General features: G+C 60.4%; 13 protein-coding genes. 9 read left to right on the forward strand and 4 right to left on the reverse strand.

The features are described from left to right. Window positions 1–95 precede the first annotated feature (95 nt). The gene (locus HX868_RS28060; protein ID WP_010207442.1) at window positions 96–350 is read right to left on the reverse strand and encodes a TIGR02647 family protein; all 255 of its coding nucleotides are present in this window, start codon (window positions 348–350) and stop codon (window positions 96–98) included. A 96-nt stretch (window positions 351–446) separates the two neighbouring features. Then, entirely contained in the window at window positions 447–731 is a 285-nt protein-coding gene (locus HX868_RS28065) for a hypothetical protein (protein WP_177005067.1), read from the reverse strand. Between the two features lie 125 nt (window positions 732–856). On the opposite strand from HX868_RS28065, the gene HX868_RS28070 reads away from it, so the two are divergent. Beyond that, window positions 857–1,516 (forward strand): glutathione S-transferase family protein, encoded by a 660-nt coding sequence (locus tag HX868_RS28070; RefSeq protein WP_177005068.1) that lies wholly within the window; start codon window positions 857–859, stop codon window positions 1,514–1,516. A 103-nt stretch (window positions 1,517–1,619) separates the two neighbouring features. On the opposite strand, the gene argH is transcribed toward HX868_RS28070, so the two are convergent. Beyond that, window positions 1,620–3,014, reverse strand: a complete 1,395-nt coding sequence (gene argH / locus HX868_RS28075; protein ID WP_034110688.1) for an argininosuccinate lyase — start codon at window positions 3,012–3,014, stop codon at window positions 1,620–1,622. 505 nt (window positions 3,015–3,519) lie between these two features. Here argH and HX868_RS28080 point away from each other — a divergent pair. The 7 genes from HX868_RS28080 (at window position 3,520) to rsd (ending at window position 9,895) form a co-directional block, all read left to right on the forward strand. Beyond that, the gene (locus tag HX868_RS28080) at window positions 3,520–4,266 is read left to right on the forward strand and encodes a LytR/AlgR family response regulator transcription factor (protein ID WP_177005069.1); all 747 of its coding nucleotides are present in this window, start codon (window positions 3,520–3,522) and stop codon (window positions 4,264–4,266) included. A 138-nt stretch (window positions 4,267–4,404) separates the two neighbouring features. After that, a complete protein-coding gene (gene hemC, locus HX868_RS28085; protein WP_177005070.1) occupies window positions 4,405–5,346 on the forward strand; it encodes a hydroxymethylbilane synthase in 942 nt (313 codons plus the stop codon). Then, window positions 5,343–6,101 carry a uroporphyrinogen-III synthase gene (locus HX868_RS28090; RefSeq protein WP_177005071.1) on the forward strand — a complete coding sequence of 253 codons (759 nt, stop codon included), beginning with the start codon at window positions 5,343–5,345 and terminating at the stop codon, window positions 6,099–6,101. The genes hemC and HX868_RS28090 overlap by 4 nt, the downstream gene beginning before the upstream one ends. 18 nt (window positions 6,102–6,119) lie before the next feature. Further along, entirely contained in the window at window positions 6,120–7,232 is a 1,113-nt protein-coding gene (locus HX868_RS28095; protein ID WP_177005072.1) for a uroporphyrinogen-III C-methyltransferase, read from the forward strand. A gap of 5 nt (window positions 7,233–7,237) precedes the next feature. Further along, window positions 7,238–8,479: a heme biosynthesis protein HemY gene (locus HX868_RS28100; RefSeq protein ID WP_177005073.1), complete on the forward strand. Its 1,242-nt coding sequence runs from the start codon at window positions 7,238–7,240 to the stop codon at window positions 8,477–8,479. A 226-nt stretch (window positions 8,480–8,705) separates the two neighbouring features. Next, entirely contained in the window at window positions 8,706–9,227 is a 522-nt protein-coding gene (locus HX868_RS28105) for a disulfide bond formation protein B (RefSeq protein WP_177005074.1), read from the forward strand. Window positions 9,228–9,436: 209 nt separating this feature from the next. Then, window positions 9,437–9,895, forward strand: coding sequence for a sigma D regulator (rsd, locus tag HX868_RS28110; protein WP_177005075.1), 459 nt, complete (start codon window positions 9,437–9,439; stop codon window positions 9,893–9,895). A gap of 55 nt (window positions 9,896–9,950) precedes the next feature. Here rsd and HX868_RS28115 read toward each other — a convergent pair whose 3' ends face one another. Next, window positions 9,951–10,628, reverse strand: a complete 678-nt coding sequence (locus HX868_RS28115; protein ID WP_177005076.1) for an FKBP-type peptidyl-prolyl cis-trans isomerase — start codon at window positions 10,626–10,628, stop codon at window positions 9,951–9,953. A 192-nt stretch (window positions 10,629–10,820) separates the two neighbouring features. Between HX868_RS28115 and HX868_RS28120 the strand changes: the two genes are divergently transcribed. Next, window positions 10,821–11,392: AlgP family protein (locus tag HX868_RS28120; RefSeq protein ID WP_218168830.1), on the forward strand; the 572-nt coding region annotated here is incomplete at its 3' end.

The raw sequence follows: 11,392 nt of genomic DNA on the forward strand, positions 1-11,392 counted from the left end.
TAGAGGGAAATGGTTTTTGACGTCAGAATTTTTGCACGTGCACAGCAACGCCCTCGGAATCCGCAAAGAGCGGACTCCATGGGCGGTATCCGGTATCAGGCGGCTTCTTTGGTGGTGGCAGTGGTCAAGATAGTCAGCAGGGTCTGGGCCTGCTCTGCGGCGTCCCGGCCAAGGCTGGTCAGGTAGCCCCCGTCCGGCTGGTCGATAAGCCCTTTCGCGTGGAGGCGTTTGGCAGCGGCGATGGCAGTAGGCGCGGCGGTCTGGTGGACTTTCAGACCTTCTTTGGTGCTGTCCAAGGGGAAGAGTACAAGGATTTCCAGTTCGGCAACCAACTCAGGGGTATACGACATAAGGACTCCAGACTTTCTAAGAATTTATTAGAGGCTAGCAGGCCATAAGGTGAACGCACTTTGCCGAACTGTCCAGTGTGTTGCCGCGTGTTGGATTTATTGCTTTTCGGGCGGCAATTCCGGCAGGGCACGCAGTGCAGTTTCATACCATTCGGTATTGAAGGCGCGGTCCTCTTCCAACAGCGCGTCGATCTCGACCGCGAGCACGTGGGCCATCAGTTGCAGGATATCTTCACGCTCGTAGCCCACCAGGGTCAGCTTGTTGAACGTGGCCTTGGCGGCCGGTGGGTTTTCGCTCTCGATCTGGTTCTCGATCGCTTCGATCAGGGTGGTTTCGGCGAATTCTTCTTCGTCGTTGTCGATATCGGTCGGCTCGCTCATGGCAGGCTCCTCAAGGAAAGGGCGCCAGTCTACCCCCATTCAGGTGGGTGATGCTGCTGGTCAGGGTGGGCGCCGGGATCTATAACAGTTGCAGCCAACCCCATTCCCGGCCTGGAGGCGCAGACATGCTCAAGCTTTACGGATTTTCGGTCAGCAACTACTACAACATGGTCAAGCTGGCGCTGCTGGAGAAAGGGTTGCCTTTCGAAGAGGTAGCTTTTTACGCCGGCCAAACCCCTGAAGCCCTGGCCGTGAGCCCGCGGGGCAAGGTGCCGGTGCTGGGCGTGAAACAGGGTTTCATCAACGAAACCAGCGTGATCCTTGAGTACATCGAGCATACCCAGGAAGGGCCCGCGCTGCTCCCGGCCGAGCCGTTCCAGCGTGCTCAGGTGCTGGCGCTGTGCCGGGAAATCGAGTTGTACATCGAGTTACCTGCTCGCGCGTGTTTTGCAGAAGCGTTTTTTGGCATGCCGGTGCCGGAGGCGATCAAGGAGAAGTCCAAGGCCGAGTTGCTGTTGGGTTTTGGTTCGTTGGGCAGGCACGGCAAGTTCGCGCCGTATGTGGCGGGGGAGAGCTTTACGATTGCCGATTTGTATTTCATGTACAGCGTGAACCTCGCCTGCGCTGTGGGCGAGAAGCTGTTTGGGCTGGATATGCTGGCTGAGATGCCAAAGGCCAAGGCGTTGCTGGACAAGCTGCATGCCATGCCAAATGCCCAGAAGGTGGCAGCGGACAGGGAAGCGGCGATGCCGGCGTTTATGGCGATGATTGCGGCAAAAAAATAGCGACAATCAAACCTGTAGGAGCCGGCTTGCCGGCGATGACGCCCTCACGATCAGGTGAGATCTCAAGGGCCTCATCGCCGGCAAGCTGGCTCCTACAAGGGGATCAGCGACTGGCGAGGAGGGCCTGGCCGCGTGCGACGGCTGCCTTTACCTGCGCCGGCGCAGTCCCGCCCACGTGGTTACGGGCATTCACCGAGCCTTCCAGGGTCAGCACGGCAAACACGTCCTGCTCGATCTGGTCGCTGAACTGACGCAGTTCTTCCAGGCTCATTTCCGCCAGGTCCTTGCCGGTGTCCACGCCGTACTTAACCGCGTGGCCGACGATTTCGTGGCAGTCGCGGAACGGCAGGCCACGGCGTACGAGGTAGTCCGCCAGGTCGGTCGCGGTGGAGAACCCGCGCAACGCCGCTTCACGCATGATCGCGTGCTTGGGCTTGATCGCCGGGATCATGTCGGCAAACGCGCGCAGCGAGTCGCGCAGGGTGTCGGCGGCGTCGAACAGCGGTTCCTTGTCTTCCTGGTTGTCCTTGTTGTAGGCCAGAGGCTGGCCTTTCATCAGGGTCAGCAGGCCCATCAAGGCGCCGAACACGCGGCCGCTCTTGCCACGCACCAGCTCAGGCACGTCCGGGTTTTTCTTTTGCGGCATGATCGAGCTGCCGGTGCAGAAACGGTCCGGCAGGTCGATGAACTGGAATTGCGCGCTGGTCCACAACACCAGCTCTTCGGAGAAGCGCGACAGGTGCATCATGGCGATGCTCGCGGCGGCGCAGAATTCGATGGCGAAATCACGGTCCGACACGCCATCCAGGGAGTTGCCGCCCACGGCGTCGAAACCCAGCAATTGCGCGGTGTATTCGCGATCGATCGGGTAGGTGGTGCCGGCCAGCGCAGCGCTGCCCAAGGGCATGCGGTTGGCGCGCTTGCGGCAATCCACCAGGCGCTCGTAGTCGCGGCTGAGCATTTCGAACCAGGCCAGCAGGTGGTGGCCGAAGGTCACAGGCTGCGCGGTCTGCAGGTGAGTGAAGCCCGGCATGATGGTGTCCGACTCGCGCTCGGCCTGTTCCAGCAGACCTTTTTGCAGGCGGGTGATCTCGGACAGGATCAGGTCGATTTCATCACGCAGCCACAGGCGGATATCGGTGGCCACCTGGTCGTTACGGCTACGGCCAGTGTGCAGCTTCTTGCCGGTCACACCGATGCGGTCGGTAAGGCGCGCCTCGATGTTCATGTGCACGTCTTCCAGGTCGACGCGCCAGTCGAACGTGCCGGCTTCGATCTCGCCACGGATGGTGGTCAGGCCGTCGATGATGCTGTCGCGCTCGGCGTCGGTCAGCACGCCGACCTTGGCCAGCATCGTCGCGTGGGCGATGGAGCCCATGATGTCGTGGCGGTACAGGCGCTGGTCGAAGGTGACGGAGGCGGTGAAGCGGGCGACGAAGGCGTCGACGGGTTCACTGAAGCGGCCGCCCCAGGACTGGTTGGTCTTGTCGGTGCTCATGGATTCGCTCGTGATCTGCTTAATAAAGAGGCATGGAAGTGTGCCGGCGATAATAACAGGGTTGCCCGTGGACGCGGTGCTGCGGGTCGTCGGCATTTTTATTTGCGCAAAGGATGGCTAAGTGCCTTGCCGCCGACCGCGTCCAGGACGAGACTGGGGACAGGTACTTATTGAAACGATATTTGACGATTGAGCAATGTCGTCTCAGTGAGCGTCTACAGTTGGACTGATAGTGTGTGAATGCACCAAAGTCGGGTGCTGCGGTCAGAGCCCAGACTATCCATTTAAAAAGGGGGGTATTCGGATTGTGTATCAGCAAACCCTACGACGATGCCCGAAGGCAGCAGGTCTTGGGCGCTATTGAACAGGTCCGGGTAAATATGGGTGCCACTCTCAGGGCACTTTTTGCCGCTCGCGCTAGTCTTAGCGTGGATCGCTGTGACGCAAGTCACCGCACCTGTCTACGCTATCCTTGTGCGAGACTCACGCAGGAATCCAGCGCAATATGAATGTCCTGATCGTTGATGACGAACCCCAAGCCCGCGAGCGACTGAGCCGTTTGGTCAGTGATCTCGAGGGTTACGCAGTACTCGAACCGAGCGCCACCACGGGCGAAGAGGCGTTGACGCTGATCGACAGTCTCAAGCCGGATGTGGTGTTGCTCGATATCCGTATGCCGGGCCTTGATGGCCTGCAAGTTGCCGCCCGACTGAGCGAGCGAGAGTCGCCACCCGCCGTGGTGTTTTGCGCAGCCGGCGATGAGTTTTCCGCGCACACGCTGGAAGCCAGTGGGGTCAGCTTCCTCGTCAAACCGGTGGCTGGCGAAGCATTGCTCAAGGCTTTGAAAAAGGCCGAACGCCCAACCCGTGTGCAACTCGCCGCCCTGACCCAGCCTGCTGCCCAGAGTGGAAACGGGCCACGTAGCCATATCAGCGCACGCACCCGCAAAGGCATCGAACTGATCCCCTTGGGCGAGGTGGTCTATTTTATCGCCGATCACAAGTACGTAACCCTGCGCCACCAGGGCGGCGAAGTGCTGCTCGATGAGCCGCTCAAGGCGCTTGAAGATGAATTCGGCGACCGCTTCGTGCGAATCCACCGCAATGCACTGGTGGCCCGCGAGCGCATCGAACGCCTGCAACGCACGCCGCTGGGGCACTTTCAGCTGTTCCTGAAAGGCCTTAATGGCGACGCGCTGATCGTCAGCCGACGGCATGTGGCCGGTGTGCGCAAGATGATGCAGCAGCTTTAGCCCGAGGGCTGTGGTGAGGCCTGCAACCCATATCCCGGTGCGACGCGGCCAGGGAGGCCCCGCACTTGCTGATTCAAATCAAAGCGTATTTGCCTGAGCTGTTATTATCTGCCGTATCTATTCAGTACGGATTGATCCATGTCCTCTCGCGAAATCCGCATCGCCACCCGTAAAAGCGCCCTGGCCTTGTGGCAGGCCGAATACGTCAAAGCACGCCTGGAACAGGCCCACCCTGGCCTGACCGTGTCCCTGGTGCCCATGGTCAGTCGCGGCGACAAGCTGCTCGATTCGCCACTGTCGAAGATCGGCGGCAAGGGTTTGTTCGTCAAGGAACTGGAAACCGCGCTGCTGGAAAACGAAGCCGACATCGCCGTGCATTCGATGAAAGACGTACCTATGGACTTCCCTGAAGGCCTGGGTCTGTTTTGCATCTGCGAGCGCGAAGACCCGCGCGATGCTTTTGTTTCCAACACCTACGCGTCCCTGGACGAATTGCCTTTGGGCAGCATTGTTGGCACGTCCAGCCTGCGTCGCCAGGCGCAACTGCTGACCCGTCGTCCGGACTTGCAGATCCGCTTTCTGCGCGGCAACGTCAACACTCGCCTGGCCAAGCTGGACGCCGGTGAATATGACGCGATCATCCTCGCCGCGGCCGGCCTGATTCGCCTGGGCTTCGAAGACCGCATCACCTCGGCCATCAGCGTCGAGGACAGCCTGCCCGCCGGTGGGCAAGGTGCGGTTGGCATTGAATGCCGCACCGCCGACAGTGAAATCCACGCCCTGCTCAAACCTCTTGATCACCACGACACTGAAGTCCGCGTCACGGCCGAGCGTGCCCTGAACAAGCACCTCAACGGTGGTTGCCAGGTGCCGATCGCCTGCTACGCCGTGCTCGAAGGTGAAAACCTGTGGCTGCGTGGCCTGGTGGGCGACCCGGAAGGCGGCACGCTGCTGACCGCCGAGGTGCGAGGCCCACAGAGTGACGCCACGGCCTTGGGTATCCAGGTAGCCGAAGAGCTGCTGGAGAAGGGCGCTGGTGCCATCCTGCAGAAGGTCTATGGCGAGGCCGGCCCGCAGTGACCGAATGGCGCGTGCTGCTGACGCGGCCTGCCGAGGAGTCGATGGCCCTGGCGGCCTCGTTGTCCGAAGCGGGTATTTTCAGCAGCAGCCTGCCTTTGCTGGATATCGAGCCGCACCCCGTAACACCTGAGCAGCAAGCCGTCTTCCATGACCTGGGGCGCTACTGCGCAGTGATCGTCGTCAGCAAGCCTGCGGCGCGCCTTGCCGTGGCGCAGCTGGATCGCGCATGGCCGCAGTTGACGTGGTTCAGTGTCGGCGCTGCCACGGCGCAGGTATTGGCCGAAAAAGGCCTGAATGTTAAGTATCCGCCGACTGGCGACGACAGCGAGGCTTTGCTTCAATTGCCCGCGCTGCGCGAGGCTATCGCCCGTCCGGATGCCCGGGTGTTGATCCTGCGCGGTGAGGGCGGTCGCGAGCTGCTGGCGGAGCGTTTGCGTGAACAAGGTGCTAGTGTCGACTATCTGGAGTTGTATCGCCGTTTCTTGCCGGCCTATAAGGCCGGCGCACTGATGCAACGCATCCAGTTGGAACGCTTGAACGGCCTGGTGGTCAGCAGTGGGCAGGGTTTTTTACACCTGCAAGCCCTGGCCGGAGCCGATTGGCCCCAGGTGGCACAGTTGCCGTTGTTCGTGCCGAGTCCGCGAGTCCAAGAGATGGCGCGGGCCGCTGGCGCAGAAAAAGTTGTGGATTGTCGCGGTGCGAGTGCCGCGGCTTTGTTAGTGGCGATACGGAGCTATCCCGTTCCCACTCTCTGAAACGCAAAGGACGGATACGTGAGCGAAACAGCCTTGCCTAAAGATGAAACCCAACCCGCAGTTGATGCGCCGGTTGAGTCACCGGTCTCCGCGCCGCGCCGTGGCAATGGCCTGGCAATTGTCGCCCTGCTGCTCGGCGCTGTCGGCGTTGCCGCCGGCGGTTGGGGGATCTGGCAGGTCCGCGCGCTGCAAGCCAGCAGCCAGCAGCAGTTGGGCCAGGTGCAGACCCTCGATGATCAGTCCCAGTCCCTCAAGCAAAGCCAGCAACAACTGGCCGCGCGGCTGGCGCAGTTGCCGGGTGCGGATGAGCTGGAGGAGCGCCGTCGCCTGGTGGCCCAGTTGCAGGGTGATCAGCAGCGCCTGAGCCAACGTCTGGAAACTGTGCTGGGGTCCAGCCGTAAGGACTGGCGCCTGGCTGAGGCGGAACACTTGATCCGCCTGGCGAGCCTGCGCCTTTCTGCCCTTCAAGATATCAACAGCGCCCAGGCGTTGGTCCAGGGTGCCGACGAGATTCTTCGCGAGCAAAGCGATCCGGGCTCCTATGCCGCCCGCGAGCAATTGGCCAAGAGCCTCGCCGCGCTGCGCAGCACCGAGCAGCCGGACCGCACCGGGTTGTACCTGCAATTGGCGGCCTTGCGCGATCAGGTCGTGCAGCTGGCGGCTATCGCACCTGAATATCAGCTGACCGAACCTGCTTCCCAGGGGCGTCCGACCACCGATACGGACAGCCGCTGGAGCCAATGGTGGGAGCAGATTTCCCGTTACTTCCGCATCGACTTCAACCCGGACGACAATATCCGTCCGCTGCTGGCCGGCCAAGGTCTGAACCAGGTGCGCCTGGCCCTGAGCCTGGCGCTGGAGCAGGCGCAATGGGCAGCGCTCAATGGTGAGTCGGCGGTCTATAGCCGCTCATTGGGCGAGGCGCGCAGCGTGTTGCAGGACAACTTCAACCAGGACAACCCGCAGAGCAAGGCGATGCTGGCGCGTATCGCCGAGCTTGAGCCCAAGGCGGTCTCGGTTGTCACGCCGGACCTGGCTGCCAGCTTGGCTGCGGTGCAGGCGTATCTTGAGCGTCGTCATCTGTCTGCCGACGAAGCCAAGGCGGCGGCCACGCCGGCGAAGCAGGAGTAGAGCCGATGAAACGTTTCTATGTGATTCTGGTGCTGGCGATTGCAATCGCGCTGGCACTGGCCGTGGGCATTTCGAAACACACCGGCTACGTGCTGATTACCTACCCTCATGTGCTGCATTACGAGTCGAGCTTGTGGGCGACCCTGGTAGCGGTGTTTGCCATCGGCCTGGCGATCTACCTGATCCGTGTTCTGCTGAGCCTGGTCACCACCTCCGGTGGCGTGGTCAACCCGTGGTCGCGGCGTAATCGCAGTCGTCGCGTGCAGATTGCCATCGAGCAGGGCCAGATGGACCTCGCCGAAGGCCGCTGGGCCAGTGCCGAGCGCCACTTGCACCGTGCTGCCGAAGCGGAACGTCAGCCACTGCTGTATTACCTCGGCGCGGCCCGTGCGGCGAATGAACAGGGACGTTACGAAGAGTCCGATGGTTTGTTGGAGCGCGCCCTTGAGCGTCAGCCCCAGGCCGAGTTGGCGGTTGCCTTGAGCCATGCGCAACTGCAACAGGATCGCGGCGATACTGACGGCGCACTGACCACTTTGCAGGCCATGCACGAACGCCATCCCCATAACGCCCAAGTCCTGCGTCAACTGCAGCGTCTGCATCAGCAGCGGGGCGATTGGTCGTCGGTGATCCGCCTGCTGCCGGAACTGCGCAAGGATAAAGTGCTGCCCGCCAGTGAGCTCGCCGAGCTTGAGCGTCGCGCGTGGGGTGAGAACCTGAGCCTCGCGGCCCAGCGTGAAGAGCGGGGCGAGGCCGGCTTGCAGTCCCTTGAGCGCGCCTGGCAGCAACTCACTTCCGCCCAGCGCCAGGAGCCGCAACTGGTACTGGCTTACGCCGAGCAACTGCGCCAGCTGGGCGCCGATGCCAAAGCCGAGGAAGCGCTGCGCGGCGCGATCAAGCGCGGTTACGACAGCCATCTGATTCGGCTCTACGGCTTGCTGCGTGGCAGCGACCCCGCCAAGCAATTGAAGTTTGCCGAAGGTTGGCTCAAGGACCATCCAGGTGATGCCAGTTTGTTGCTGACCCTGGGCCGCCTGTGCCTGCAAAACAGCCTGTGGGGCAAAGCGCGGGACTATCTGGAAAGCAGCCTGCAGGTGCAGCGCAATCCCGAGGCCTGTGCCGAGTTGGCGCGGTTGTTGGCGCAACTGGGTGACACCGAGCGCAGTAACCAGCTGTTCCAGGAGGGGCTGGGGTTGCTGGATAACCGTTTGCTGGCATCACCGCTGCCTGTCCCGGCCCGGGTTTGATGCAGGGGGGTTGGCCCAGAAGCCCTGCAGCCAACCCTTGATGACGCTGGACTGGCGTGCAGGTAGCGCGTTTGTGAGCAAAGTCCGACGCCCTGCGGGGCAATCTCTTCCATGTTCAGGCGCAAAGTCCTTACCCTCTCGCGGAATTGTCTGCTCCTGCACGTATTGAAAGGGGTCAGGCCTTTACTCTACCGTAGCGACCTATCTTTCGCGGTGCGGATAAAGCATGTCTTTGGCCCCTTCACGCTCCTTGTTTTTCCTCGCGTTCCTGGCCGGTGCGCTGACATTGGGCGCGTCCTTTTATCTCGAGTTCGGTGTCTCCTTGCGCCCTTGCTTTCTGTGCCAGATGCAAAGGGGATTCCTGGCTGCCTTTACATTGACCAATCTGGTCGCCGTGATCCATAACCCCAAGCGCTCCGTGACCTACCTGTACGGGTTGGCAAGCATGGCCTTTGCATTACTCGGCGCCATTACCGCTGTGCGTCAGGTGCTGCTACAAAACGCCGCACCGGAGCAGGCGGCTAATTGCTGGCCTAGCCTGCACTATATGATCGAAAACCTGTCGTTTTGGCAGGCCCTGCAATTGACTGTCAAAGGTACCGTCGACTGCGTGGAGATCAACTGGACGCTGTTTGACTTGAGCCTGCCGGAATGGAGCCTGTTGTTCTTCGTCGGGATGTTGATCCTGGGTGCCATGCAGTTTTCACGACTGCTTTTAAGCCACCGCCTGCGTCCGACGAGACGCTGAAGATCAGTTGCGGTTCGTAGGACGGGATTAAACACTTGTATGAACTTTCTCTCCTGCGTACCTTGAAGCCACAGTCATGCGGGCATAATCTGGCCCGCACGTATGATTGAAACCGTTTGTCAGATGCGGCCTTGTCCGGCTGCTGCTTTATCCTTGAAGTGTTGCGCGGGCACCAGGCGGCAGCGCCCCTATAGGGAAGAGAGATCATCATGCTGGAAAGTTGTCAGAATGCTCAGGAACGCTGGGGTGGGGTGCACAAGCTGATCGACAGCTGGCTGAAGGCACGTCATGAACTGGTTCGGGCCTTTGATGCGCTCGGCGCCAAGCCCGAGGCACTGGCGCAGAACCGTGAACCGTTGCAGGATTTCTGTGGTGTGCTGGTGGATTACGTGTCAGCCGGCCATTTCGGTGTCTACGAACAGCTGACCAAGGAGGCAGAGGCCTTCGACGATCAGCGCGGCCTGGATTTGGCTAAGACCCTTTACCCGCGCATCGATGTCATCACTGAGAAACTGCTTGAGTTCACCGACCTGTGTGATGCCGGTAACTGCGTGGCGGATAAATTCAAAGAGTTGGGCGCGTTGCTTCACGAGCGATTCGAGCTGGAAGACTGCTTGATTGAAGTGCTGCACAACGCTCACAAGGAAGAGTCTGCTACCCAGGCTTGACCCTCGATAGCGATATACAAAAAACGGTGCGCATGACGCACCGTTTTTTATGGGTTCAAGGACGGGTGCCGAGCAACTCGATCTCGAACACCAGGGGCGTGTAAGGTGGGATCAATTCGCCAGCGCCGTCGGCGCCATAGGCCTGGGCTGATGGAATCACCAGGCGCCATTTCGCTCCCACGGGCATCTGCTGCAAGGCGCTGCTCCAGCCGCTGATCACACTGTTCAGACGAAACCATTGCGGTTGTGTGCTCTGGTCGAACACCGTCCCATCGGGTAACCGCCCTACGTATTTCACTTGAACCTGATCGCTGGCTTTCGGTTTCTCGCCGGTGGCGGCGGTGAGTTCGGTGAGCAGGATTCCATCCGCCAATTCACGCACGCCTTTTACCGCTTTTTCTTTGCTCAGGAATTGTTGTTCGGCCGCGAGCGCTTTTTCGCTTTGAGGGGCCTGCACGTCGGCTTCGTTTTGTGCTTCATGCTGGGCAAGAATTTGTTCGATACGCGCGTTGTCCAGCGCCAGGGGTTTGCCTTGATAGGCTTGCTTGAGGCCATCGATCAACGCCTGGATCTGCAGGTCGGGGACTTCCTGGCGCAGGCGCTCACCGAGGCTGGCGCCGAGGCTGTAGGCGAGGTCGTGCTGATTCTGCTCAGTGTTTTTTGCCGGCGATTGATCGCTCGCATTGGCCACCGAAACCGCCAAACCCAGCACAAGAAAAAGGTAACGCGACATGGGCATTCTCCCGCCGAAAGTGCGACGGATTATGCCAGTGTGAAAGGGTAAAAAGTGCCGCGCATTTTCGTTATATCGATAAGAATTTTCACACGGTGCAACGCAAGGCAAACGATACTGTCAACATGCCCTAGCGGCGGTAAGAGCAGAGGGCTAGTATGAGCCGCACCCACGTCAGCCAGGAGGTAAACCATGTCGGCCAAACAGAAGCCTGTTAATACCCCGTTGCATTTACTCCAACAACTCTCGGGCAGCTTGCTCGAACATCTGGAAAGCGCTTGTTCCCAAGCTCTGGCCGATGCAGAAAAACTGCTCGCCAAGCTGGAAAAACAACGCGGTAAAGCGCAAGAGAAGCTGCACAAATCCCGTACCAAACTGCAAGACGCCGCCACTGCCGGCAAGGCCAAGGCACAAGCCAAAGCCAAAGACGCTGTCAAAGAACTTGAGGACCTGCTCGACGCCCTCAAGGATCGCCAAGCTGAAACACGCGCCTACATTTCCCAACTGAAAAAAGATGCCCAGGAAAGCCTGAAACTGGCCCAGGGCGTTGGCCGTGTGAAGGAAGCCGTTGCTAAAGTGCTGGGTGCTCGTACCCCTGCAAAAGCGGTTGCAGCGAGCGCGTCGAAAAAGCCAGCGAGCAAGGCTGTTGCTGCCAAGGCACCTGCTAAAGCTGTGGCAAAACCTGCTGCCAAAACTGCTGCTGTGAAACCAGCCGCCAAACCAGCTGCTAAGACTGCTGCTGCGAAACCAGCCGCCAAGCCAGC

The sequence above is a fragment of the Pseudomonas reactans genome (assembly GCF_013385825.1).
Classification (GTDB): domain Bacteria; phylum Pseudomonadota; class Gammaproteobacteria; order Pseudomonadales; family Pseudomonadaceae; genus Aquipseudomonas; species Aquipseudomonas reactans.

Bases quoted from the DNA above. Each gene is read 5' to 3' on its own strand.
- argH (WP_034110688.1), bottom strand. From the start codon at position 3,014: ATGAGCACCGACAAGACCAACCAGTCCTGGGGCGGCCGCTTCAGTGAA.
- HX868_RS28100 (WP_177005073.1), top strand. From the start codon at position 7,238: ATGAAACGTTTCTATGTGATTCTGGTGCTGGCGATTGCAATCGCGCTG.
- HX868_RS28105 (WP_177005074.1), top strand. From the start codon at position 8,706: ATGTCTTTGGCCCCTTCACGCTCCTTGTTTTTCCTCGCGTTCCTGGCC.
- rsd (WP_177005075.1), top strand. From the start codon at position 9,437: ATGCTGGAAAGTTGTCAGAATGCTCAGGAACGCTGGGGTGGGGTGCAC.
- HX868_RS28070 (WP_177005068.1), top strand. From the start codon at position 857: ATGCTCAAGCTTTACGGATTTTCGGTCAGCAACTACTACAACATGGTC.
- hemC (WP_177005070.1), top strand. From the start codon at position 4,405: ATGTCCTCTCGCGAAATCCGCATCGCCACCCGTAAAAGCGCCCTGGCC.
- HX868_RS28065 (WP_177005067.1), bottom strand. From the start codon at position 731: ATGAGCGAGCCGACCGATATCGACAACGACGAAGAAGAATTCGCCGAA.
- HX868_RS28115 (WP_177005076.1), bottom strand. From the start codon at position 10,628: ATGTCGCGTTACCTTTTTCTTGTGCTGGGTTTGGCGGTTTCGGTGGCC.
- HX868_RS28060 (WP_010207442.1), bottom strand. From the start codon at position 350: ATGTCGTATACCCCTGAGTTGGTTGCCGAACTGGAAATCCTTGTACTC.
- HX868_RS28080 (WP_177005069.1), top strand. From the start codon at position 3,520: ATGAATGTCCTGATCGTTGATGACGAACCCCAAGCCCGCGAGCGACTG.